We start from the raw sequence: 22,403 nt of genomic DNA on the forward strand, positions 1-22,403 counted from the left end.
CGCACGCAACCCCCATTCGTCTCCCGAGTTCGCGACGCGCGCCGGCGGGCGGGGTCGTGGCAGACTGCCCCCGATGCACCACCGCCTGCTCACTCGCACTCGTGCCGCAGCTGCCACGCTGGTGATAGCGACGATGATGGCCGGGTGCTCGGACGCCAAGTCCGACGGATCCGCGGACGCGGACGCGGCTTCGGCTTCGGCTTCGGCGCCGTCGTCGTCATCGTCGCTGACGGCGGTACCGTCAGCGCGCGCGACCGTAGCGCCGCGTGCGACCCCAACGTCGCCTCTGGCTCCCCCCGCGCCGCCGTTCATCGCGTCGGCAGCCTGGGCGGACTCGGACTACGGGCGCACGCTCAAGATCTCGCCGACCCCGGCCGGACGCCGCGCCTGGGATACGTCAGACTCGACTGTCGCCTGGCAGGAGGTGCTGCGCCTCCACCCCGACGCGGATGTCCCCGGGATGTGGGAGCAGTTCGACTGTCATTGGACGTGGGCGCGGATCCTCGAGCCGGACAAGCCCACGTGGAACGTCGAGCCGTGGCGCCCGGTGGTGACGGCGGACCAGATGCTGGTGGAAGGCTGCAACCCGGGAGGTCCGGAGGTATGACGACGACGAGATCGCCAGACTCCCGGGCCGGCGGGAACGAACCCGCTCTCGCCCACGATCTCCGCGGTTCCGGCGTGCCGGTGGTGCAATTGCACGGACTGTCCTCGAGCCGGTCTCGCGACGAACTGCGGGGCCTTGATCTCACGGCGGGCCGTGACGGTCTACAGGTGCTGCGCTACGACGCGCGCGGTCATGGCAGGTCACCGGGATCCACCGACCCCGCCGCCTATACCTGGCCGGCGCTGGCCCGGGACCTCATGAGACTGCTGGATCAAACGTTCCCCGGCCTGGCCGTACACGGGGTGGGTGCGTCGATGGGGGCGGCCACCCTGCTCACCGCCGCAGTGGCAGAACCGGAACGGTTCGCCTCGCTCACACTGGGAATTCCGCCAACCGTGTGGCAGTGGCGTGCCGAGCAGTCGCAGGTCTACGAGTTGGGCGCGCGGCAGGTGGAGCGATGGGGCGTGGCCCGGTGGTCGGAGCTGACCAGGCGTCCACCCACCTCGCCGGCGATCGATCCGGACCGCCCGTTCCTGCCACCCGATGTGGCAGACGAGTGGCTACCGGCGGCGTTCCGGGGGGCGGCCTCCACTGACCTGCCGTCACGCGGACAGGTGGCTCGGTTGGCGATGCCGGTGCTGCTGCTGGCCTGGCCCGGCGACCCCGCCCATCCGTTGGAGGTGGCCCAGGAGCTGGCGGAACTGTTGCCCGACATTCGGCTCGAGATCGCGCGCACACCGGCCGATGTGGCCGCGTGGCCGCGAGTCGTGGCCGACTTCGTGACATCGGCGACGCGCACTACGAAGTGACCCGGCGTCGACAGCTCGGCGCCTCAGCCCGTCACACCTCGGCTGTCCGGGGGCGCTTCTCGGTCCCGTCGGGGTAGCGGGCGAACCGGGTTTCGCCGTATGCGTGGACCGGTCCATTGCTGGGCAAGGTCCAGGTGCCGAAGACTCCCGAGCTGTAGTCCTCCATGGCGTTCACGATGTCCTCGCGGGTGTTTCCGACAAACGGCCCGTGCTGGACAACGGGTGCACCGATGGGCCGGCCCTGGAGAATGAGGAACGCGGCGCCGTCGTCGCCCGCGGTCACCGTCACCGGCTCGGGCTCCAGGACTGCGGCGTCGTAGCCGAGCTGCTGCCCATCCACGGTGAGCAGGCCCCCGTAGTTGTAGAGGATGCGGTTGGCCGAGGGATCGAAACCCGGCAGTTCGGTGCTCACGCCGGGGTCGAGTGTGACGATCCAGATGGCCAGGTGGTTTTCCGGGCGCGCCGCCCACGAGCGCGGCGGCGGGTCGAGCGCGCGCACCCCGTCGACCTCGCCGGCGATCACTCGAAATCGGGCCGCGGCGCCCTCGGAACCCCGGACCACGTGGGGTGTGTCCTCTCCCCAGAACATGTCGAAGTGCGCGTCGGCGAGTTTGTCCTCGGGGGCGAGGTTGAGCCAGATCTGGAAGAACTCCGTCGGGTTGGGGCGGTCGGAGTGGATGAGCGGCAGCATCTCGGAGTGGGAGATGCCCGATCCGGCGGTGAGCCACTGGGTGTCGCCGTCGCCGAAGCGGGCCGCGGCACCGAGTGAGTCGGAGTGGTCGATCAGCCCCTCGAGCACCACGGTGACGGTCTCGAATCCCCGGTGCGGGTGCTGAGGAAAGCCCGGGACAGTGTCCCCGTGGTACATCGACCAGCCGTCTTTGCCGGAGAAGTCCTGACCAATGTCACGCCCCTCGAGTGAGACCGAGGGGCGCATGGTCTCACCGTCCGCGGCGGGGAACTCGTCGTCATGGTGGACGGCGAAGATGAACGGGTCGACGCCCGGCCACTGGTTCTGGAGAGGCACTACCTGTCGGATGGCGGACACGGGTTCCTCCTATGGAGAGCAGATAATTGCTGTCATGTCAGTCAACTGTCGGCCTCGAGACTTTGTTCCGCCAGGTGTGGGGGATCTAACCCCGCGCCACCACCCCGGTTACGGGGATGCGTCCGTCGACGGCCTGTCGGAAGTTCAGCACGGCACGCTTGAGGTGGAAGTCATTGGTCACCACCACGGCGCCTGTGGTTCCCCGGTCACGGAAGATTCGATCGGTGTTCTGAGCGTTCTGGACGGTCGACGTCGACAGCCCTTCCTCAGTGACTCGGAATCCCGGAAGGCCGGCGCCGCGCAGCCAGTCGCCCATCGCGCGCGCCTCGGTCCGACCGTTCTTTGGCATCCCGCCGGTGACGATGACGCGCGCGGTGGGGTACTCGCGGGCCAACCGCAGACCGGTCCGCAGGCGCTCCTCGAGTACCGGCTGGATGCCGCCGTCCGGGGTCAAGCCGGCGCCCAGGATCACGATGTCGGTGGTGAAGGGGTTGAGTGTGAGGATCGCGGGATCCTCCGTGGAGTCCACCTCGAGGTCTCCGCAAATCGGCAACAATGCCTGTTCCACCGCCTGGCAGCCGAGCATGGTGGCACCGCTGTACAGCGCGACTCCCGAGGGCATCTCGGCCGACCCGGCGGACGCGCTCCCCGCCCCGAGCCCCAGAGCGAGCGCTGCGGTGGCGACGACGGCCGCCATCCGCTTCTGTTTGATTCCCACGATATCGGTCCTCTCCCAAGCACATTCGTGACACGCGTAGCGTCCACGCTATGCACGCAGGATACGACAGGGAGGTCGCCGTCAGGCATCTCCGTGGGGCCGATGCGCAGCTTCGCGACTTCATCGACGCAGCAGGGCCCTGCACACTGACCCCAGCGCCGGATGCCGGACCACACACATTGTTCGACCGTCTGGCCGGCTCGGTCATGTCACAGCAACTGTCGGTCAAAGCCGCGGCGACGATCTCGGGGCGTCTGCGCGAGCGGGCGACGAGCGGCTCCCAACTCGATCCGGCGCTGGTCGCGGCCCTGTCCGATGAGGAGTTACGCGCGTGCGGCATCTCCCGCCCCAAGGTGGCGTCCCTGCGCGACCTGGCCGATGCTGTGGAGACCGGGCGGATACCCACCCTCCCGGAGTTGAGGAAGTACGACGACGACAAGGTCATCACCTCCCTGACCGCGGTCCGCGGGATAGGCCGATGGACCGTGGAGATGCTGCTGATCTTTTTGTTGGACAGGCCCGATGTGTTCCCGGTGGCGGATGTCGGGGTCCGTCGTGGTCTGGAGCGGGTCCTGGGACTGTCCGAGAAGGCCTCTCCCGCGCTCATGCTCGAGCGGTCGCAGGCTTGGGCCCCGTACCGGTCGGTGGCGTCCTGGTACCTGTGGCGCGCGGTGGACCAGGCGGGATAGCCGGCCCGTGCCCTACCGGCACTTGGGCGCTGACCTGGAGAGGGCGTCCGCGGCCCGGACCAGTGTCAGGTGGCTCAACGCCTGCGGGGTGTTGCCGGCGTGGCGGGCACCGTCCACGTCGTACTCCTCGGACAGCATCCCCACGTCGTTGGTCAGCGCACACAGCGTGTTCATGAGCGACTCGGCGTCCGCGGCCCGGCCGGTGGACGCGTACTGCTCGACCAGCCAGAACGAACACGCCAGGAACGAGTACTCGGATCCGGGCAGTCCGTCCTCCCCGGTGGTGGTCCGGTAGCGCCGGAGCAGTCCCTGCTGCATGAGATCCTGTTCGATCTTGGCGACGGTCGCCAGCATCCGCGGATCGTCCGGGTCGCAGAACCCGATCTGCGGGAGCAGCAATAGCGAGGCGTCCACTTCGGTGGTGTTGTAATGCTGCGTGAAGTGGCCGTCGGTGACGCCCTTCTCGTCGATCTCCGCCTTCGCGCGGTCGCGGAGCCGTCGCCACTCGTCCACTGGGCCGGACAGCCCGTGCACCTCGACGGCTCGCACCGCGCGGTCGAAGGTCGCCCACACCATGGCCCGGGACTGGGTGAACATCTGGGCACGGCCCCGGATCTCCCAAATGCCCTGATCTGGTTTCTCGAATTTGTCGGTCACATATCTGACCAGGGCACGCTGCAGGGCCCAGGAATACTTCGACTCGGCCAGCCCCGCCTCGCGGGCCGCGCAGAGCGTCACCATCACCTCGCCCACCACGTCGGCCTGGAACTGCCCCACCGCCCCGTTGCCCACCCGTACCGGAGCGGAATTCTCGTAGCCGGGCAGACTCTGCATCTCGCGCTCGGCGAGGTCGCGTTCACCTGCCAGTCCGTACATAATCTGCAGGTCTGCGGGGTCGCCCGCCACCGCGCGCAGCAGCCACTCGCGCCAGTGATCCACCACGGACAGAAATCCGTGATCGATCATCGTCTCGAGGGTCAGCGCCACGTCGCGCAGCCAGACGTACCTGTAATCCCAGTTCCGGGCGCCGCCGAACTCCTCCGGAAGGGACGTGGTGGCCGCCGCCGCGATGCCACCGGTCTGGTGGTTGGTCAGCGCGCGCAGCAGCACCAGTGACCGGACGACCTGGTCCCTGTGCTTACCGTCGTGGTGGATCCGGTCCGCCCAGCTCTGCCACCACTGTCGGGTCGCCTCCATCGTCCGGTCGACGTCCAGGGCAGCGGGGGCGGACCGGTGTGACCGGAACCAGGTGAGCGTCATATCGACCGCCCGCCCGGCCGCCACCGTGACGGTTCCGCGGTGCACCCGGTCGGTGGCCCGCAGTTCCGCACCACGGATTACCAGCGCGTCCGGTCCGGCCATCGCGAGCAGTTCGGGGTGCTCCGGTGTTCCCGTCTGGCGGACCCACGGCGTGGCCCGCGAGTAGTCGAAGCGCATCCGCAGGGATTGCCGGAACCGCACCTCGCCACTGATCCCCACGATTCGCCGAACGAGGTCAACGCGCCCGGGGTCGTGATGGCCCTCGCCGCCGATGGGCATGAAGTCGTGCACCTCGGCCACCCCGTCTGCGGTCTCCCAACGGGTGATGAGCACCATCGTGTCGTCGAGGTAGCGCCTCGTGCTCTCCGCCCGGTCGTCTACGGGGCGGATGCGCCACCGGCCGTTCTCGCTTTTTCCCAGCAATGCGCCGAACACCGAGGCCGAGTCGAGTCGGGGGACGCACAACCAGTCGATGCTCCCGTCGCGGGAGATGAGTGCGCCGGTACGGCAGTTGCTCACGAACGCGTAGTCCTCGATCAGGGTCGACATGAGTTCGAGTGTGGCACTCCCGCCGATGCCGGGGCTCAGAACAGGATGCACCCGACCACGGAGGGGATTACGGTCGGAGACGACCGTGCAACTCACCCGAAGGTGGAGGAGGCCGCATGTCCCTCGAGGGCAGAACAATGATCGTCACCGGAGGCAACAGCGGTATCGGCGCGGAGATCGTCCGCGCCGCCGGTCGCGCCGGTGCCAACATCGTGATCGACTACATCGCCAACCCGGAGGAGACCGAACGCCTCGCCCGGGAGGTGGAGGATCTCGGCGGCCGGGCGGTGGGCGTGGAGGCCGATGTCACCAAGCCCGACGACCTGCACGCGATGATCCGGAAGGCGGTCGACACCTTCGGCGGCCTCGACGTCCTGGTCAACAATGCCGGCATGGAAACTCGGACCTCGCTGCTCGAGACATCCGTGGAGGACTTCGACCGGGTGATGGACGTCAATCTGAAGAGCGTGTTCTTCGGCGCGCAGGCGGCCGCCCGCTACTTCATCGACGCCAAACGCGAAGGACTGATCATCAACATCTCGTCGGTGCACGAGGAGTGGCCGATGCCGGGGAATACCGCCTATTGCGTGGCGAAGGGCGGACTGCGCATGCTGACCCGCACCGCTGGCGTGGAGTTGGGGGACAAGGGTGTCCGGATGATCAACGTGGGCCCGGGCGCCGTGGCGACCCCGATCAACCGCTCGACGATGGACGACCCGGACAAGTTGGCCGCTCTAGAGGACTCGATCCCACTCGGTCGGATGGCCCGCCCGCAGGAGATCGGTGAGCTCGTCGCGATGCTCGCGACATCGGCCGCGGGCTACCTCACCGCCACGACCGTCTTCGCGGACGGCGGCATCATGCAGGGCAGCGTCGGCCTCTGATATCCGGCAATCCGACTTAAACTCGATCCATGATGTCCACCGCACCAGGGCCGATCGAGCCGTCGGAGCCCGCGGCCCGGCCTGCCGCGCCGCCCGTCGCCCAGTCTGTTCCGAGCCGCTACTGGGCCCGGACCCGCCAGGTGGCGGCCCGCGTGGGCGCGAGCGCCCGTGAGGCCAACCGGAGTCCCGCGTCGGTCGATTTCCTGCGCCATGTACGGCGGGCCCTCCCCGGGGATTCCGGATTCGGCGATCCGCTCTCCGCCGCAGGACGGGACGGCGCCGGGACCATCGCCAGACTCGCCGGTCGGTTGTTCGACGAGCAGCCCACAGCCTCCCGCGAGGTAACACTCGGAGGCCTACAACTGTGGCACTCACTGCGGGAGCGCGCCGGGCGCGGCGAGGGCGGTAGCGAGGTGACGATCGTGTTCACAGACCTCGTCGGATTCTCCGACTGGGCGTTGCGCGTCGGCGACGAAGAGGCCCTACATTTGTTGCGCAGGGTGGCCGCGGCAACTGAGCCGGCGGTAGTGGCCCACCGCGGCACCGTGGTCAAACGGCTCGGCGACGGCCTCATGGCTGTGTTCCCTTCCCCGCAACTGGCGTTGAACGCGGTCACGGACCTCATGAGCGGGGTCGCCGAGGTCGAGGTCGGCGGCTGGCGGCCGAAACTGCGGGTGGGGATACACACGGGACACCCCCGCAGGATCGGGGATGACTACCTGGGGGTGGACGTGAACATCGCTGCCCGACTCGGGGAGAAGGCCGGCGCGGGAGAAATCCTGGTCAGCGAGACCACGCGCGCAGGTCTCGACCCCGCGCGGGTGTCCACCCGCCCCAAGAGGAGTTTTCGTCCGGGCAAGGTCAAAGGGGTCCCCGAGGGGATCGCCGTGCACGTCGCGACCCCCCGCTGAAGGCCCGCGTCCGGTAGAACGGACATATGGCAACCACCGCATTCAAGAACAATCCCGTCACCACGTCCGGCGAGCTCCCCGCCGTCGGCTCCACTGCCCCGGCGTTCGACCTGGTCGGCGACGACCTGTCACAGCTCACATCGGAGTCGCTGGCCGGACAGCGCGTCGTGCTCAACATCTTCCCCAGCGTCGACACGGGCGTGTGCGCCCAGTCCGTGCGCACGTTCAACGAGAAGGCCGCAAGCCTCGACAACACGACTGTCGTCAACGTCTCCGCCGACCTGCCGTTCGCGCACAAGCGTTTCTGCGCCGCCGAGGGCATCGAGAACGTCTCGGCCGGCTCGACCTTCCGTAGCGACTTCGCTACCGATTACGGCGTCAAGATGACCGACGGGCCGCTGGCCGGTCTGCTCGCCCGCTCTGTCGTCGTCCTGGATGGCGAGGGCAAGGTCGTGTACACCCAGCTCGTCGACGAGATCACCACCGAGCCGGACTACGACTCAGCGCTGGCCGCACTCAACTGATCAGCGCACCCAGGCGCTCACACCGGCAGCGCCCCGCCTCTCTGGAGAAGCGGGGCGCTGCAGTTATCTAATCGGTGAGCTCACGCGAAGCGACGCGCGGCCGCCTCGAGCTGATCAAAGAGGACGGCGATCTCGTCGCCGCGACGCTCGGCCGGCTGGACGCCGTCCGGGCCGAACTCGAGGAAGAGATTCAGCGAGACCTGCTGGCGCACGGCGTACATGTGGAAGTTGGCCACTATCTGACGCCAGTGTTCCACCGCACGCACGCCGCCATCGGCGCCGTACGAGACAAACGCCACGGCCTTGTTGGCCCACTCGCTGCCGAGGGAGTCGAAGGCGTTCTTGAGTCCGCCCGGGACGCCGTGGTTGTACTCGGGGGTCACAAACACAAACGCGTCGCAGGAGTCGATGGCCTGGCTCCAGCGCGTCACGCGCTCGTCGTCGTATTTTTTGTTCGCCGCCCCCGGCACTGTGGCCGAGGTGAGCAGCGGGACGTCGAAGCTCTTGAGATCGATCAACTCGTAGGTGGCGTCTGTGCGAGATCCAGCCTGCTCCACGACCCACCGGGCCACCGACTCCCCGGAGCTCTCCCTGCGGATGCTGCCCAGAATGATGCCGATCTTCACTACGCGTCCCTCTCGTCCGATGAAATCTTACGACTCCCGATCGTACTTGGTTGACACGACAATCAACTAGCGACGTCCGTAGACCGTGACGGATGCCACCGCGCACAGCAGCCCCCGCTGGTCCCGCGTGGTGGCCTGCGCGATGCCCCAACTCCGCCCGTCATGCAACACCTCCGCACGCACCGTCACCGGCGAGACCAGCGGGATCTGCCGGATGTAGCGCACGTCGAGCGACGACGACGAGACCTCCCGCTCGTGCGGGAACACCGCGGCGCCCGCGATGTCGGCGACCGCCGCGAACACACCACCGTGCAGATTGCCCAGCGGGTTGGCCAAAGCGGGCTCCGGAGCCACAACGGCTTCCACCGCCCGGGTGCCGCCCGGGCCGTCGTCCCGCGAATCCAGCGACACACACAGGACCTCTGCCAAGGTGCCCGGTTCGAGCGCGGCCGGCCACGGCGGCTCCTCGTCGTACCCTTCCGCGTCGATCGCGCCTGCGATTCCCACGGTCTTGACCAGGCCTGCTGCCACGACCTCGCCGTCGTCGTCGTGCACCTCGCCCCTCGTGGTGAGGCAGTGACCGTCATTACCGAGGTGGTCCGTGCGCACGCCGAGGGCCGTTGACCCCGCCCCCGGGCGGGACAGCATGTCGATGCGGAGTTCGGTGGTCACGGTCCACATGCCGCTCGCCCGTCGGCGGTGGTTCTCCGCACCCAGGCCCGAATCCACGAGCACGGCGAGGCCGCCGGTGGCAAAGCGGCCGGAGGGGTCGACGAACTGGTCTCCGATCGGCTGATGCCAACTGAGCGTGCCATCCCCGGACTCGGTGAACGAGATCCCCAGCCTCGGTTCCGGGCCGTTATGCTGCGACTGTTTCACCCGGCGACGCTAACACGCTGCTTCGTTGGCACCGGACCGCACAATGGGAGGCGTGCCCCTGAATCGCGAGGTCCTCATCCACCCCCGCCGCTGGCCGTTGCGCGTGGCCACGACCGTGGTCGCGACCGCCATCGTCATGCTGGTGCTCGCGGTGGCTGCCGGAGGTGCGTGGCTGCTGTTGCGCTCCGCGGTGCACGGGGCCATCGACTCCGCGGATCGCGATCGCGCGGTCGACCTGGCCGAGCAACTCGTTGTCCGGGGCCCGCAGGCTGCGCTGGACCTTGTCTCTGAGCCTCTCTCGGACGTCGACATGGTGCGGATCATCACCCCGTCCCGCGAGATCCTGGCAGGTCAGGTCACCCACGGGCTCGAGAACGTGCCCGTACTGCCGTCGCCCGCCGCCGGAGAGATCCTCCAACGCCAACTCAAGTCCCCGGGCGGCGCGGACCTGCGCGTCACCTCCGTGGGCGTGAGCGTGCGCGGAACGACCTTTGCTGTGGACGTGGCCACTGACAGCGACCGCTACGACTCCCTCCTGGCCACCGGCGCGTTCCTGTTCCTGTCGTTCGTGCCGGTCGCCGGCCTCGCCACCGCCGTGTTCGTCCAAAACGCGATGGGTCGGGCGCTGCGGCCCGTCGAGGCGATCCGTTCGCGCGTGGCAGAGATCACGGCGTCCGGCCACGGCGAGCGCGTGCCGGTCCCCGACGGGGAGGACGAGATCGCCCGCCTGGCCCGCACCATGAATGCGATGCTCGCCCGCCTCGACGCCACCCGCACCGCGCAGGTCGCCTTTGTGGGCGACGCCTCCCATGAGTTGCGTAGCCCCTTGTCCACTCTGTCCACCATCCTCGAGTTGTCCTCCACCTCCGGTACGCCCGTCGACGTGGAGACCGTCGACGATCTTCTCCTGCCCGAGGTCCAGCGCATGCGCTCCATGGTTGAGGACCTGCTCCTGCTGGCCAAGAACGACGAGCGCGGCAAACCCCTGCGCCTGGACGACGTGGACCTGGACGACATCGTGCTCTCCGAGGCCGCACGCGTGCGGGGACTCGGCGCGGTGGGTGCGGGCGGTTCGGCAGGCTCGGGCGCCGGCGGGTCGACAGGTGTGGGCAGCAGCGGTTCGGCAAACGCGGGCCGCCTCGAGGTGACGGTTTCCGTGGAGCCTGCGCGCCTGGTCGGCGACCCCGACGCGCTCCTGCGGGTGGTGCGCAATCTCGTCGACAACGCGCGCCGCCATGCCCGCGGACGGGTGTCGCTGGGGCTCACGGTTGATCGCTCGGACCCCTCTGCGCCGCGTGCGGTGATAGTGGTCGACGACGACGGCGAGGGCGTTCCCCCCGCCCAGCGGAGCTCGGTGTTCGATCGCTTCGCGCGCCTCGACGCCGACCGCGCGCGGGGCAAGGGCGGGTCCGGGTTGGGTCTGGCGATCGTCGCCGAGATCACCCGGTCCCACGGCGGCTCGGTGTGGACCGAGGACGCCCCCGGCGGCGGCGCGAGATTCGTAGTAGAGCTGCCCGTCGAGGCACTGTCGGACGACTTCGACGACTAGCCGAGGATCGCCCCCGCCGGACCCCGCAGCCCGCCGCCTGACCACTCCCCGTGCATCCGCACCCGCGCCTGCCAACATCCGCACCCGCGCCTGCCAAGCTTTCCCACACCCGCCACCGTCGATGAATTCGGGCCGCCGCCGAGGCGCACGCGCGAGTTCATGGCGGGTAGCGGATGTAAAGGTGGGGCCGGGTCAGGAGCGAGCGGACCTGCTGTCGACGAGGCGGTAGCCCTGCCCACGGAGAGTCTCGATGGACCGGGTACCGAATGGCGCATCGATCTTGCGTCGCAGATAGCCCACGTAGACCTCGACGATGTTGTCGTCGCCGTCGTAGGCCGCATCCCACACCGCGTGCATGATCTGCGGCTTGGAGACCACCTGGTTGCGATTGCGGATGAGGTACTCGAGCACTGCGTACTCGCGTGAGGTCACGCTGATGCGGGTCTCGCCCCGTCGGACCTCGCGGGCAGCGGGATCCACCACCAGGTCGCCCGCCTCGAATACGGCGGGCCGCTCCGGCGCGCCACGCCGGACGAGGGACCGCAGGCGGGCTTCGAGTACGACCAACGAGAATGGTTTGACCAGGTAATCGTCGGCACCCAGGTCAAAGGCGTCGGCCTCGTCGTACTCGCCGTCTTTCGCCGTGAGCATGAGCACGGGGGTCCACACCTCGCGGCGACGTAGCTCACGGACCACCTCGTAGCCGCTGCGACCCGGCATCATGATGTCCAGAACCACCACGTCGAAATCCCCGTGGCTGGCCATCTCCAGTCCGACCTCGCCGTCAGCAGCGGACTCAAAGGACCAGCCGCCCGCGACGAGTGCCCGGCGAAGGCTCTCCCTCAACGCCGGTTCGTCATCCACCACCAACACTCGCATAAGTGAGGTTCTACCCCTTGCTCTCGAGCTCCTGGTCCATACGCTCTGCGGGGACCAGCGAATCCGAGTGCCGTCGAACCACTCTGGCGGGGACTCCGGCAACGGTCGTGTGCGGGGAGACATCGTCGAGGACCACCGAGCCGGCGGCCACCTTCGAGCAATCCCCCACGCGTACATTGCCCAGCACGATCGAGCCGGCGGACAGCAGCACTCCCGCCCCGATCTTGGGGTGGCGGTCGCCGTCCTCGTTGCCGGTGCCTCCGAGGGTGACACCCTGCAGAATCGAGACGCCGTCTCCGATCACGCAGGTCTCGCCCACCACGATTGCGGTGGCGTGGTCCACGAGGATGCCTGACCCGACACGCGCTGCGGGGTGGATGTCCATGGCAAAGACCTCGGACACGCGACTTTGCAGGAACGAGGCCGCCATCACGCGTCCGGCGTTCCACATCTCATGGGCCACGCGGTGCACCTGGAGACCGAGAAATCCCTTGGCGAAGAGATAGGGAACCAGGTAGTTGGGGTAGGCGGGGTTGCGCTCGAAGCTCACCACGAGATCCGCCGCCACGGCGTCGAGGACATGAGGGTGCTCGCTGAGGACCGCCCTGATTTCTTTCTCCAGCACATGTCGCCCGATCTCAGGGGTCGCGATGCGGGAGGCTGCCAGTCGGGCCAGGGATTCACCGAGGTCGTCGCAGCCGTCGATGAGATCCAGGACGAGGCCCGCGATCAGCGGCTCGTTGCGACTGGAGGTCGCGTCGACGGACAGCCGATCCCAGACGGCGCGCACAGAGGAGTCCGCCTCCGTCTGTGGGACGCACGGGTTCTCGATGCTCAACTCGATGGTCACCCGATACAGGGTAGGCCCGCCCAGCCGATCGGGGCGAGTCATCCCCACTCGACGACCCCGCGGGGGCGCGGCAGGATGGGGCCATGATCCTTATCAATGTCCGTTTTGACGTCAAGCCCGAGTTCGCCGACACCTGGCTCGAGATCACCAGAGGGTTCACCGAGGCTACCCGCGCGGAGCCCGGCAACCTGTTCTTCGATTGGTACCGCTCCCCCGAGTCGCCTAACACCTACCTGCTCTGCGAGGCCTTCCGCGAAGGCGATGCCCCGGGCGACCACGTGGACTCAGCTCACTTCACCGAATTCACCGGATCCGCTGCGCAGTACCTGGAGCGCACTCCACGGATCATCAACACCACGGCCGAGGGAGACGAGTGGGGGACGATGGGTGAGATCACGGTGAAGTAAGGAGCTCACGCGCTCTCGGTGAGCTCTATCAGCCGACGCTGCCGAGCGCTGACTGGGCGAGCGCCAGGTAGTCGGTGGGCCACCACTGGCCGTAGTCGAGGGAGTAGACATCGTTGATGTCACTGAGCACCCCGCCCACATACGCCTGCTTGCCGGCTTTCTGGTGAATGTTGGCGGCCTGGCTGAGTCGACCCGCGGAGCCCCAGTCGTGCTGCCAGAAGTACTCGCCCAGGTTACGCCCGCGGCACCAGTCGATGGTGGGGGCGTTGGCGTACACGCCGAGCTTCAGCCCGGCGCCGTGCAGCCGGGAACGGAAACGGTCGAGATAGGGCGCGATCAGGTTGTCGAATTCCCACCGCGACGGGTTGTCGTCGACGGCTACGTACATCGGAACGCCCTTCGGCCCGCCTGCCTCATTATGGATCCGGATACCGATCGGGGCGTGGTAATCGCCACCATCGGCGCCCGCGCGCCAGTCTGCCGAGGCGTCCTTGCCGTACTGGTAGCACGAGACCATGTTCAGGCCGTGCCCCCGGAAGTCATCGACCTCGCTTCGCCGCAGCGGCTTGCCGGTCATCCATTCCGACCCGTTCCGACGATTCGAGCAGTAGCGGACGGCACCCATATGCCCGGCCGCACGAACCGATGCCGCGGACGGTGGGCCGGACGCGTAGTCGAGGAGCGTGCCGATCGGGACCCCGGCCCCCGCACCCGGCAGTGCCCCGAGCTCGGCGGGAATCGAGGACTGGGCACCCACGGCGGGCGTGATGCCTGCGGCGATTGCTCCGGCTCCGGCGGCACCGAGCCCGGCGCGGCGGAGGAAGGTTCGGCGGTCGAACGTCATGAGGTACTCCGAGATCTCGATCGGCGGAAGGCACGTGTGACGCGTGGGGCCCGCGCCAGGCACGAGTATGTCACAGGAGCATTGCGGAAGATATCCCTTCGTTATCACACAGGTAGGCCCCCTCAGGGGAGGCACGCCTGGTTGACTTGCCTACATGACTCGCTCACATGGATGGTCCACAGCAGATATCCCCGACCAGGCCGGCCGGACCTTTGTGGTGACGGGGGCGAACGCTGGGATAGGCCTGGCCAGCACCGAGGCGCTCACGGCCAAGGGCGCGAGGGTAGTCATGGCCTGCAGAAACACCGAGAAGGCGGAGGCCGCGCGGGCCTCGTTGCCGGCCGGGTCGCGGGACCTCGCGCGAGTGCGGCGACTCGACCTCGCGGACCTGGACTCCGTCGACGAGTTTGTTGCCGGGACCACCCACCGGGTGGACGTTCTGATCAACAACGCGGGTCTGATGAACATCCCGGCGGCCCGAACCGCGCAGGGCCACGAGATGCAGTTCGGGGTCAACACCCTGGGCCACCACACGCTCCTCCTGGGGCTACTGCCGCAGCTGACGGACCGCGTGGTGTGGCTCGGCTCGCTGGCGCATTGGCGGGGGCGGCTGGACACCGACGACCTGAACATGGACCTACGCGGCTACCACTCGTTGAACGCGTACGCGAACTCCAAACTGGGCTGCATCATGCTGGCGTACGAGTGGCAGCGTCGCTTTGGTGCCAAGGGAAGCGAGTTGAGGTCCGTGGCCGCGCATCCCGGCTATACGGCCACCGAGCTCATGCGGCACAGCAACAAGCCGCTTGCCGACCGCTTCTTCGAGCTGGGCAACTCGCTCTCATGGGCGGGCCTGTCACCGGAGATGGGCGCGCTGTCGGTTCTCTACGCGGCCACCGTGCCTGACATCGCGGGCGGCGCGTTCGTGGGCCCGGACCGTCTCGCGGGACTACGTGGGCATCCGCAGATCGCCCGGTCGAGCCGCCGCTCACATGACCGCACGACGGCGGCCGCACTGTGGCAGCGGTGCACGGAGATGGCCGCGTTCCGCTGACGCCCCGGCCAGCCCGCGTGACGGCGTGAGAGATCGGGCTGTGAGCGAGTGGGTCAGTTCAGACCGGACGCCGCCAGCCCCGCGCGGAGCTTGTCCAGGTGCTCGGGCGGCCCCTGGAGGAGGGGCATACGCAGGCGATCCGAGCCGATGACGCCCTGCATCTTCAGCGCGGCCTTGGCCTGGATAGCGCCCTGAGACGTGTGCATCACCGCGTCGACAGCGGGGATCAGGCGGGTATGGATCTCGCGAGCCGTCTGGAGGTCACCGGCGTCCACGGCGTCGATCATCGCGCGGTACTCGTTGCCAGCCACATGGCCCACCACGGAGACGACGCCGGTCGCTCCGAGTGCGAGGAATGCAAGGTTGAGCACATCGTCGCCGGAGAACCACAGCAGGTCGGTCTCGGCCATGAGCCGACTGGCTTCGAAGAGATCACCCTTGGCGTCCTTGACCGCCTTAACGCCTGGGATCTCAGCCAGGCGCCGGATCGTGTCGGAGGCCAGGGCGGTACCGGTACGTCCGGGGATGTCGTAGGCCATGATCGGCCGATCGGCGGCCTCGGAGATCATCCGGAAGTGCTCGACGATCCCGTGTTGGGTGGGCTTGTTGTAGTACGGCGTCACGACCAGCAGCGAGTCCGCGCCGCGCGCGACCATCTCGCGGCCAGCGCGCATGGAATGCTCGGTGTCGTTGGTGCCGCAGCCGGCCATCACCTGGACGCGGTCGCCCACGGCCTCGACGACGGCCGCCACCGCGGCGTAGTCCTCGTCGTCTGTTGTGGTAGCTGACTCGCCGGTCGTGCCGTTGACCAACAGGCCGTCATGCCCATTGTCCGCCAGGTGGACCGCGAGCCGCTTGAGGCCGTCGAAGTCGATCGAGCCGTCATCATGCATGGGGGTCACCATCGCGGTGATGACCCGCCCGAAAGGGTTATCCGACATGCGGACCAGAGTAAGCCACTTCGGCTCGGAATCCAGAGTGTGCGGACCCGGCTATGGTCGGCATCACCCCTCCGCCCCCGGCGAAAAGTTCACACAGTCGCCTGACGAGGTGGGGCCATGGCCCTCCACCGGTTAGCGAACCTTGTCCGGGTTGGTGTCGAGGAAGCGCCCGAGGGTGGTGTCCACGAGAACCTGAGCCACGCCGTTGGTCGTGGCCATACTTACTCGTAACGTGGTGGTCAACGCGTTCTGCAACATCGCTATCCTCCCGAAGTTCTATGTGATGTCAATCACCCTACGTTCGTCGTTTCCTGAGCGCCAGTTAATGAAGAAGATTTCTGGACACTCGTACTGAACGACCAACTTGCACGGTAGCTGCGGGGTGCGTGCTGGCACCAAACCGCTGCTCCCGCACCCGGTGGCCATGTTATAGTTGATTCATCAACTAGATCTGGAGGGGTGCCCGTGCTCGTTCCCAGCGTCAAGATCCGCCGCTCGGCGTCCCGGTCCCATGACTCCGGCGGCTGGCTGGACTCCCGCCACTCCTTCTCGTTCTCCCGCTATCAGGACCCCATGAACACCCATTTCGGGCGTCTACTGGCGAACAATGACGATCGCATCGCCGCAGGCACAGGCTTCGACACCCACGGACACCGCGACATGGAGATCGTCACGTGGGTGCTGTCGGGATCGCTCGTGCACCAGGACTCCGAGGGCCACAGTGGCCTCATCTACCCCGGCCTCGCCCAGCGCATGAGCGCAGGCTCCGGCATCCTGCACTCCGAGCGCAACGACGCGTGGCGCGACGGCTCGGTCAGCCACAAGACCCCGGTGGACCCGGTCCACCTCGTCCAGATGTGGGTCGTGCCGGACACCACAGGTGGGGATCCCGGATACGAACAGCGGGAGATCGATCCCGGCGAGTTGGAGAACGACCTCGTCGTCGTGGCCGGGGGTCTTCCCGGCTACTCCGACCGGGCCGCTATCCAGATCCGGAACTCGTCTTCCGCACTGCTGGCTTCCCGGCTATCGGCTGGCGGCTCGGTGGTTCTACCCGAAGCGCCCTATCTGCACCTCTACGTCCCGATCGGATCGGTGACTCTCGAGGGTGAGGGCGTGCTCGATACCGGTGACGCCGCCCGGATGACCGCCTCGGGCGGGCGCCGCGTCACCGCCGGCGAGCACGGGGCGGAGATTCTCGCATGGGAGATGCACGCCGGGATGACCATGCTCGACGTCCGCGCGCACTGATCGCGCCCGCTCCCGGTCCGTCAGGCCTCGCCGCCCGGCGACTCGTCCGTCGTGTCGGCCCCGGCGGTGTCGCCGGCGCCCTCGGCGTCGCCGCCGTCCTCGTCGGTTTCCGGGATGCGGTTGAGCGGGTGGACCGGCTCCGGCGAGGGAGCGCCCTCGTTCTCCGCGAGCGCCGAGGGCGAGTACGCACGGTGCCACTGGCGGGTGACGGTCGCCGGGCGCTCACCGAGGTCATTACTTATCCCACGCACGAGGCTGTACATCATGATGAAGCCCATCACGAAGAACGGCAGACCGATCACCGTGATGACCTCCTGCAGGGCGGTCAGGCCCCCCTCGCCGGTGAAGGCGAGCAGCGTCGCGCCGACCGCGCCCATGAGCACCCCCCAGATAATCCGCTGGTGGGGAGGTGAGACCTGGACATCGTCGTCCTTGCCCGAGGCGATCATGTCCACGACCATCGCCGCCGAGTCGACGGAGGTGGTGAAGAAGATCACGACGAGCAGCACGGCGACACCCGAGATGAAAGTCGCCGCCGGATAGTTGGACAGGAAGGCGAACAACGCGCCCGGGATATCGCCGTCCTCGACCACCGCCTGCGCCAGCCCCCCGGACCCGTAGAGCTCGATATGGAACGAGGCCATTCCGAAGATGCCGAACCACAGCACGGAGAAGGCCACCGGCAGGCCAAGCACACCAAAGACGAACTGGCGGATGGTGCGACCCTTACTGATGCGGGCGATGAAGATGCCGACGAACGGCGACCACGTGATGGTCCAGGCCCAGTAAAAGACGGTCCAGGTGTTCTGCCACGAGGCGAGGTCATCACTGGCGGGGAAAACGTTGTTCCACAGCGCGAGCTCGGGCAGTGACGTGAGGTAGATGCCCAGAGATTCAACCGTGCCCTTGAGAAGGAACAGCGTGGGGCCGGTGACCAGGACGAAGATCAGCAGCCCGATGGCGAGCGCGATGTTGAAGTTGGACAGTCGCTTGATGCCCTTCTCCAACCCCGCCGCCACCGACACGCAGGCGATGGTCGTGACGACCGCGATGATGAGCACCTGGACCGTCGCCGACATGGCGATCCCGAAAAGCTCGTTGAGCCCCGCGTTGATCTGCAGTGTGCCCAGGCCCACGGAGGTGGCCACGCCGAACACGGTGCCGACGAGCGCCACCACGTCGATGGTCCGGCCAATGGGGCCGAAGATCTTGTCGCCCAGCAGCGGGGCGAAGATCGAGCTCACCCGTGGCGGCATCTTTCGCTTGTAGATGAAGTACGCGAACGCCAACGCGGGCAGAGCGAAGATCGTCCACGTGTGCAGACCGAAGTGATAGAGCGTGAAACCTATGGCCTGGCGCGCAGCATCGGTACTGCCTGGTTCGACGCCACCGCGCGGAGGTGTCGCGAAGTGCGAGATCGGCTCGGCCACTCCCCAGAACATGAGAATCGTGCCGATTCCGGCAGCGAACAGCATCCCGAACCACGTTGCGGTGGAGTGCTCCGGCATCTCGTCGTCGGCACCCAGCCGGACATGGCCGAATCGACTCATCGCAATCCAGATGAGGAATCCAAGAAACGCTGTGACACCGAAGATGTAGAACCAACCGAGGTCGGTCATGATCCACCCGGACGCGGCGCCGAATACGCTACCTACCCAGTCGCCGGCAAAGAATGTGACCACCACGAACGCCACAACGATGCCGACCGTGGTCAGGAAGATCCCGGGGTCGGTCTTGAGTCTCAGTGCTCGCATGATCCGTTCAGACATGGTCTCCCTCGTCTCCATCGGCTCAGATTCCAGCGGCCCGATCGTTCACGCGCGGTGTTAGGCCGCTCACTTCATCTGATCAGTATGCAAAGTTGTGTACCACGAAAACTTTGTCCCCCCGGTAGGCGATGCCCATGCCGGCGGAACGGTAACCGGGATCGAGCAGGTTCTCGTTGTGCCCGGGTGAGTTCTTCCACAGGTCGACCATGCACACCGCGCCGCAGTGGGTGCCGGCCGCAACGATGTTCTCTCCGTGCCCACGGTTGAGCAGCGCGGTATTGTGCTCAACCACATCGCGAGTCGCGAGCTGATCCGCCCACGCCTGAGCCTCGCGATCTAGGTTCCCGTTGGGAGCCAGCGTCCCCATGCCGCGAGAGGCACGGTAGGCGTCGATCTCGCGGACGATGCCGTCACGCAGACCGCCCGAGATGTCCTGATAGGTCATCCCGGTGGAGCCGACTGCGGCCCACGCCTCGGGCGGCAGCGCCGCACGCATCTGCGACACCGCCCCCTCCACCGCTGGCATGACGTGCTGCGGGATCAGGTGCTGCGGAATGAATCCCGGCAATGCCTGAGACGGCGTCGTCTGGGCTGAGGCCGTCGCGACTCCGCCACCCATCAGGGTGGCGGAGGTGACGGCGATGGTCGCGAGTGACGCAGTGAGTCTGGAGCGCATTGTGGTGATCATGCCGCCTCGACGAGGTTGAAGCGAACTGATTGACGGATGAGGTCGCCGCGCCACGAAACGCCTGAGACCTGCGGTTATCCGTGTTGCAGATGTGGCTTGTGTGGCACCAGGAATCGTCCCGCGCCGGGCAGCACCTCCACCGTCACCGGCAGTGGCGCTACGAAGTCCCCGTCCGCGAACGCTTCGACATCGTGGGCCTCCAGTCGGACGGTTCGACAGCGCCGTGTGTTGACCCCCTCCAGTCCGATATGACCACCGGAATAGATCTTGGGGAAGTGCCGGGCGAACTTGAGCTTGGAGATGCGACCGATGTAGCAGACGTCGAAGAGCCCGTCGGCCCGGTCGGCACTCGGGGCGATCTTCATGTCACCGCCATAACTGCGGGTGATGGCGAACGCGCTGAGCAGCACCTCTGACTCGACCGCCTCCTCGGTGGGCAGGCCAGCATCAAAGGTCATGCGGAACTGCCGGGGCCGGTAGACCGGGAACTCCATTACGGCGGCGATCACGTAGCGCAGGGGCCCGCCGAGAAGCTTCATCTCGTTGACCCGTCGGTTGACCTTGGCGTCCAAACCGGCGCACAGGATGGAGGCGAACACCTGCGGCTCGCCGCCGTCCGGTGTCGCCTGCCCCAGGTCGACGTGCTCGACGCGTCCGGCCGCCACCACGTCGGCGGCCGCCTCCGGCCCGTCCAGGGGAATGGCGTAGTCGCGGGCCAGATCGTTGCCGGTCCCCGCGGGGATGATGCCCACCGGGATGTCCGTGAAGGCCTGCGCCTGCACGGCCAGCGAGACCATGCCGTCGCCACCGCACACCACGAGGGCGTCCACGCCGCTCGCGACAGCGCGGCGGGCCAGGCGCAGGGACTCCTCGGCGTCAGCACCCTCGAGCCGGGTGACCTCGATACCGTGGGACCGAAGTCGGTCGGCGGCCCGGGTAGCAATCTTCGCGCCTCGTCCGCCGCCGGCCGCGGGATTGACCAGCAGTGCGACGGTGCGGATCTCGCGGTTGGAGAACCTGACGCCCTCAGCGCCGGGGCTCACGGGATCAACGTCCCCGGGTTGCACACGCCGTGGGGGTCCACGGCCTGCTTGACGGCCCGCAGCATGGCCACGCCCACATCGCCGATCTCGGCCCGGAGGTACGGCTTGTGATCGATGCCCACCGCGTGATGGTGCGTGATGGTGCCGCCGCCGGAGACGATCGCCTCGCTTGCAGCCTGCTTGGCGGCCATCCACTGCTCGATCGGATCCTCGCCGCGCTGTCCTGCCACCACGGTGAAGTACAGCGACGCGCCCGTCGGGTAGACGTGGCTGATGTGGCACATGACCAATGCCGGGGTTCCACTCGCCTCGAGCGAGGTCGTGAGCGCACCTGCCACCGCGTCCCGCAGTGCAGGGATGTTGGACCAGTCGGTGGCGGTTTCCAGTGTCTCCACCAGCGCGCCGTTGTCCAACAGTGAGTCGCGCAGGACAGGGGCACCGAAGCGCCCGTCCTCCCACGACCGCGCGGGGCCCGCCCCCAGCGACGTGCCACCGTGCGCCAGAAGGACCGCGCGGGTCTCGGCCTGCCGCGACTCGGCGTGCTCGGCAGTGCCCTCGAACAGGCACAGGCAGAGGCATCCGCCCTCACCGGAGTCGGGGTTGGACGCCTCGGACTTCTCCCCGATGGACTCGGTGGCCGTGGCGAGGTTGACCATCGTCTCGGTCTCATCCGACAGGCGGATCACCGTGGGCCCGGCACCCTGCTGCTCCACCGCACGCAGTGCCGCGGACCCGGTGGCGAAGTCGGGGAAGCGGAACGCCTCGTGCCGCACGACCTCCGGCACCGGGTGGATTCGCATCCGCACCCGGGTGCAGACGCCGAAGGCGCCCTCGGAGCCCATCAGCCACTGCCGCAGGTCCGGCCCGGCCGCCGACGCCGGCGCCCGGCTCGCCTCGATCGCACCCACCGGAGTGACCACGGTCAGTCCGCGGACCATCTCGTCAAAGCGCCCGTAGCCGGCCGAACTCTGCCCCGACGAGCGGGTCATGGCGTAGCCACCCAGCGTTGCGTAGGGGAAGGACTGGGGGAAGTGCCCGAGCGAGAACCCGTGCTCGCGCAGCAGTTCTTCCGCCCGCGGGCCCGTGACACCCGCACCGAAGACCGCCTCGCCCGATACGGGATCGATCGACTCGAGCTCGTCGAATCTCGTCAGGTCGATGCTCACCACGGCCCTGTGGCCTCCGGTGTCCGGGGTCAGGCCACCAACGACGGACGTGCCGCCACCGAAGGGAACCATCGCGACCCCCTCGGAGCCGCACCAGTCCAGGAGTGCGGCCACGTCGTCGTCACTCCCGGGGGCTACCACCGCGTCAGGGCAGTCCACTCCGGGGTGCAGGCGCCACGCCAGGAGGTCGGGGGTCGACTTACCGCGGGCTCGCGGGAGGCGCTGGGCGTCGTCGGCGCTCACGTTGCGGGCACCCACCAGGTCGGAGAGCGCGGCGAGGTCGGCGTCGGCCAGCCGCGACGGCGAAGCGGTCACCGCAGCCGGATCGAACCGGAGCCCGCTCTCAGCGGTCACGCCCAGCACGTCGCGGAGCAGATCGCGGATGCCCTCGCCCAGCTCCTTGGCCTCGGCCTCGGTCCCCCAGCGGGACAGGTCCATGGGCGGCAGGGGCGGGCCGG

Annotated in this window: 24 protein-coding genes; 10 read left to right on the plus strand and 14 right to left on the minus strand. The window is 67.8% G+C overall.

Annotation, left to right across the window (positions count from 1 at the left end):
* The first annotated feature begins 73 nt into the window (after positions 1-73).
* Together ON04_RS14790 and ON04_RS14795 are read left to right on the plus strand one after the other, a co-directional pair.
* A complete protein-coding gene (locus ON04_RS14790; RefSeq protein ID WP_010542418.1) occupies positions 74-607 on the plus strand; it encodes a DUF2599 domain-containing protein in 534 nt (177 codons plus the stop codon).
* Complete coding sequence (locus tag ON04_RS14795) at positions 604-1,416, plus strand: alpha/beta fold hydrolase (protein WP_010542419.1); 813 nt, start codon at positions 604-606, stop codon at positions 1,414-1,416. The genes ON04_RS14790 and ON04_RS14795 overlap by 4 nt, the downstream gene beginning before the upstream one ends.
* Positions 1,417-1,447: 31 nt before the next feature.
* Here the strand turns inward: ON04_RS14795 and ON04_RS14800 are convergent, their stop codons facing one another.
* Together ON04_RS14800 and ON04_RS14805 are read right to left on the minus strand one after the other, a co-directional pair.
* Positions 1,448-2,464 carry a pirin family protein gene (locus ON04_RS14800; RefSeq protein ID WP_010542420.1) on the minus strand — a complete coding sequence of 339 codons (1,017 nt, stop codon included), beginning with the start codon at positions 2,462-2,464 and terminating at the stop codon, positions 1,448-1,450.
* 85 nt (positions 2,465-2,549) lie between these two features.
* Entirely contained in the window at positions 2,550-3,182 is a 633-nt protein-coding gene (locus ON04_RS14805) for a YdcF family protein (protein ID WP_010542421.1), read from the minus strand.
* Between the two features lie 50 nt (positions 3,183-3,232).
* Here ON04_RS14805 and ON04_RS14810 point away from each other — a divergent pair, with 50 nt between their 5' ends.
* The gene (locus tag ON04_RS14810) at positions 3,233-3,871 is read left to right on the plus strand and encodes a DNA-3-methyladenine glycosylase family protein (RefSeq protein ID WP_010542422.1); all 639 of its coding nucleotides are present in this window, start codon (positions 3,233-3,235) and stop codon (positions 3,869-3,871) included.
* Between the two features lie 12 nt (positions 3,872-3,883).
* Here ON04_RS14810 and ON04_RS14815 read toward each other — a convergent pair whose 3' ends face one another.
* Positions 3,884-5,680 (minus strand): glycoside hydrolase family 15 protein, encoded by a 1,797-nt coding sequence (locus tag ON04_RS14815; RefSeq protein ID WP_029458586.1) that lies wholly within the window; start codon positions 5,678-5,680, stop codon positions 3,884-3,886.
* 116 nt (positions 5,681-5,796) lie between these two features.
* Between ON04_RS14815 and ON04_RS14820 the strand changes: the two genes are divergently transcribed.
* From ON04_RS14820 to tpx, 3 genes are read left to right on the plus strand one after another with little or no spacing between them, the layout of a single operon-like run.
* Complete coding sequence (locus ON04_RS14820) at positions 5,797-6,564, plus strand: glucose 1-dehydrogenase (protein WP_010542424.1); 768 nt, start codon at positions 5,797-5,799, stop codon at positions 6,562-6,564.
* 29 nt (positions 6,565-6,593) lie between these two features.
* The gene (locus ON04_RS14825) at positions 6,594-7,475 is read left to right on the plus strand and encodes an adenylate/guanylate cyclase domain-containing protein (RefSeq protein WP_010542425.1); all 882 of its coding nucleotides are present in this window, start codon (positions 6,594-6,596) and stop codon (positions 7,473-7,475) included.
* A 26-nt stretch (positions 7,476-7,501) separates the two neighbouring features.
* Complete coding sequence (tpx, locus tag ON04_RS14830) at positions 7,502-7,999, plus strand: thiol peroxidase (RefSeq protein WP_010542426.1); 498 nt, start codon at positions 7,502-7,504, stop codon at positions 7,997-7,999.
* Positions 8,000-8,079: 80 nt separating this feature from the next.
* Here tpx and ON04_RS14835 read toward each other — a convergent pair whose 3' ends face one another.
* Both ON04_RS14835 and ON04_RS14840 read right to left on the minus strand, forming a co-directional pair.
* Positions 8,080-8,625 carry an NADPH-dependent FMN reductase gene (locus ON04_RS14835; protein ID WP_010542427.1) on the minus strand — a complete coding sequence of 182 codons (546 nt, stop codon included), beginning with the start codon at positions 8,623-8,625 and terminating at the stop codon, positions 8,080-8,082.
* Between the two features lie 66 nt (positions 8,626-8,691).
* Positions 8,692-9,504, minus strand: a complete 813-nt coding sequence (locus ON04_RS14840; protein ID WP_010542428.1) for a PaaI family thioesterase — start codon at positions 9,502-9,504, stop codon at positions 8,692-8,694.
* Between the two features lie 43 nt (positions 9,505-9,547).
* Here ON04_RS14840 and ON04_RS14845 point away from each other — a divergent pair, with 43 nt between their 5' ends.
* Positions 9,548-11,053: a sensor histidine kinase gene (locus ON04_RS14845; RefSeq protein ID WP_010542429.1), complete on the plus strand. Its 1,506-nt coding sequence runs from the start codon at positions 9,548-9,550 to the stop codon at positions 11,051-11,053.
* A gap of 192 nt (positions 11,054-11,245) precedes the next feature.
* Here ON04_RS14845 and ON04_RS14850 read toward each other — a convergent pair whose 3' ends face one another.
* Both ON04_RS14850 and ON04_RS14855 read right to left on the minus strand, forming a co-directional pair.
* The gene (locus ON04_RS14850; protein ID WP_010542430.1) at positions 11,246-11,932 is read right to left on the minus strand and encodes a response regulator transcription factor; all 687 of its coding nucleotides are present in this window, start codon (positions 11,930-11,932) and stop codon (positions 11,246-11,248) included.
* A 10-nt stretch (positions 11,933-11,942) separates the two neighbouring features.
* On the minus strand, positions 11,943-12,782 hold the full coding sequence (locus ON04_RS14855; protein WP_010542431.1) for a serine acetyltransferase domain-containing protein: 840 nt from the start codon (positions 12,780-12,782) through the stop codon (positions 11,943-11,945).
* An 83-nt stretch (positions 12,783-12,865) separates the two neighbouring features.
* On the opposite strand from ON04_RS14855, the gene ON04_RS14860 reads away from it, so the two are divergent.
* The gene (locus ON04_RS14860) at positions 12,866-13,189 is read left to right on the plus strand and encodes a putative quinol monooxygenase (protein ID WP_010542432.1); all 324 of its coding nucleotides are present in this window, start codon (positions 12,866-12,868) and stop codon (positions 13,187-13,189) included.
* A 28-nt stretch (positions 13,190-13,217) separates the two neighbouring features.
* Here the strand turns inward: ON04_RS14860 and ON04_RS14865 are convergent, their stop codons facing one another.
* On the minus strand, positions 13,218-14,033 hold the full coding sequence (locus ON04_RS14865; protein WP_010542433.1) for a DUF1906 domain-containing protein: 816 nt from the start codon (positions 14,031-14,033) through the stop codon (positions 13,218-13,220).
* A 154-nt stretch (positions 14,034-14,187) separates the two neighbouring features.
* Here ON04_RS14865 and ON04_RS14870 point away from each other — a divergent pair, with 154 nt between their 5' ends.
* The gene (locus tag ON04_RS14870) at positions 14,188-15,087 is read left to right on the plus strand and encodes an SDR family NAD(P)-dependent oxidoreductase (RefSeq protein WP_029458588.1); all 900 of its coding nucleotides are present in this window, start codon (positions 14,188-14,190) and stop codon (positions 15,085-15,087) included.
* A 53-nt stretch (positions 15,088-15,140) separates the two neighbouring features.
* Here ON04_RS14870 and dapA read toward each other — a convergent pair whose 3' ends face one another.
* Positions 15,141-16,028 carry a 4-hydroxy-tetrahydrodipicolinate synthase gene (gene dapA, locus ON04_RS14875; protein ID WP_010542435.1) on the minus strand — a complete coding sequence of 296 codons (888 nt, stop codon included), beginning with the start codon at positions 16,026-16,028 and terminating at the stop codon, positions 15,141-15,143.
* Between the two features lie 132 nt (positions 16,029-16,160).
* Positions 16,161-16,286 (minus strand): hypothetical protein, encoded by a 126-nt coding sequence (locus ON04_RS17240; protein WP_274376964.1) that lies wholly within the window; start codon positions 16,284-16,286, stop codon positions 16,161-16,163.
* A 207-nt stretch (positions 16,287-16,493) separates the two neighbouring features.
* On the opposite strand from ON04_RS17240, the gene ON04_RS14880 reads away from it, so the two are divergent.
* Positions 16,494-17,279, plus strand: a complete 786-nt coding sequence (locus ON04_RS14880) for a pirin family protein (RefSeq protein WP_010542436.1) — start codon at positions 16,494-16,496, stop codon at positions 17,277-17,279.
* Between the two features lie 20 nt (positions 17,280-17,299).
* Here the strand turns inward: ON04_RS14880 and ON04_RS14885 are convergent, their stop codons facing one another.
* The 4 genes from ON04_RS14885 to ON04_RS14900 form a co-directional block, all read right to left on the minus strand.
* Positions 17,300-19,048, minus strand: a complete 1,749-nt coding sequence (locus tag ON04_RS14885; protein WP_010542437.1) for a BCCT family transporter — start codon at positions 19,046-19,048, stop codon at positions 17,300-17,302.
* Between the two features lie 79 nt (positions 19,049-19,127).
* A complete protein-coding gene (locus ON04_RS14890) occupies positions 19,128-19,736 on the minus strand; it encodes a CAP domain-containing protein (RefSeq protein ID WP_010542438.1) in 609 nt (202 codons plus the stop codon).
* Between the two features lie 74 nt (positions 19,737-19,810).
* On the minus strand, positions 19,811-20,779 hold the full coding sequence (locus tag ON04_RS14895; RefSeq protein WP_010542439.1) for a diacylglycerol kinase: 969 nt from the start codon (positions 20,777-20,779) through the stop codon (positions 19,811-19,813).
* Entirely contained in the window at positions 20,776-22,383 is a 1,608-nt protein-coding gene (locus ON04_RS14900) for an FAD-binding oxidoreductase (protein WP_029458595.1), read from the minus strand. The genes ON04_RS14895 and ON04_RS14900 overlap by 4 nt, the downstream gene beginning before the upstream one ends.
* Between the last annotated feature and the right edge of the window lie 20 nt (positions 22,384-22,403).

The organism is Dietzia alimentaria 72 (genome assembly GCF_000226215.1).
Lineage (GTDB): Bacteria > Actinomycetota > Actinomycetes > Mycobacteriales > Mycobacteriaceae > Dietzia > Dietzia alimentaria.

What these genes read in the sequence shown, in the direction of transcription:
- ON04_RS14885 (WP_010542437.1), bottom strand. Translation starts at nt 19,048, where the DNA reads ATGTCTGAACGGATCATGCGAGCACTGAGACTCAAGACCGACCCCGGG.
- ON04_RS14900 (WP_029458595.1), bottom strand. Translation starts at nt 22,383, where the DNA reads ATGGACCTGTCCCGCTGGGGGACCGAGGCCGAGGCCAAGGAGCTGGGC.
- ON04_RS14790 (WP_010542418.1), top strand. Translation starts at nt 74, where the DNA reads ATGCACCACCGCCTGCTCACTCGCACTCGTGCCGCAGCTGCCACGCTG.
- ON04_RS14820 (WP_010542424.1), top strand. Translation starts at nt 5,797, where the DNA reads ATGTCCCTCGAGGGCAGAACAATGATCGTCACCGGAGGCAACAGCGGT.
- ON04_RS17240 (WP_274376964.1), bottom strand. Translation starts at nt 16,286, where the DNA reads ATGTTGCAGAACGCGTTGACCACCACGTTACGAGTAAGTATGGCCACG.
- ON04_RS14890 (WP_010542438.1), bottom strand. Translation starts at nt 19,736, where the DNA reads ATGATCACCACAATGCGCTCCAGACTCACTGCGTCACTCGCGACCATC.
- tpx (WP_010542426.1), top strand. Translation starts at nt 7,502, where the DNA reads ATGGCAACCACCGCATTCAAGAACAATCCCGTCACCACGTCCGGCGAG.
- ON04_RS14850 (WP_010542430.1), bottom strand. Translation starts at nt 11,932, where the DNA reads ATGCGAGTGTTGGTGGTGGATGACGAACCGGCGTTGAGGGAGAGCCTT.
- ON04_RS14825 (WP_010542425.1), top strand. Translation starts at nt 6,594, where the DNA reads ATGATGTCCACCGCACCAGGGCCGATCGAGCCGTCGGAGCCCGCGGCC.
- ON04_RS14860 (WP_010542432.1), top strand. Translation starts at nt 12,866, where the DNA reads ATGATCCTTATCAATGTCCGTTTTGACGTCAAGCCCGAGTTCGCCGAC.
- ON04_RS14870 (WP_029458588.1), top strand. Translation starts at nt 14,188, where the DNA reads ATGACTCGCTCACATGGATGGTCCACAGCAGATATCCCCGACCAGGCC.
- ON04_RS14810 (WP_010542422.1), top strand. Translation starts at nt 3,233, where the DNA reads ATGCACGCAGGATACGACAGGGAGGTCGCCGTCAGGCATCTCCGTGGG.
- ON04_RS14845 (WP_010542429.1), top strand. Translation starts at nt 9,548, where the DNA reads ATGGGAGGCGTGCCCCTGAATCGCGAGGTCCTCATCCACCCCCGCCGC.
- dapA (WP_010542435.1), bottom strand. Translation starts at nt 16,028, where the DNA reads ATGTCGGATAACCCTTTCGGGCGGGTCATCACCGCGATGGTGACCCCC.
- ON04_RS14865 (WP_010542433.1), bottom strand. Translation starts at nt 14,033, where the DNA reads ATGACGTTCGACCGCCGAACCTTCCTCCGCCGCGCCGGGCTCGGTGCC.
- ON04_RS14815 (WP_029458586.1), bottom strand. Translation starts at nt 5,680, where the DNA reads ATGTCGACCCTGATCGAGGACTACGCGTTCGTGAGCAACTGCCGTACC.
- ON04_RS14795 (WP_010542419.1), top strand. Translation starts at nt 604, where the DNA reads ATGACGACGACGAGATCGCCAGACTCCCGGGCCGGCGGGAACGAACCC.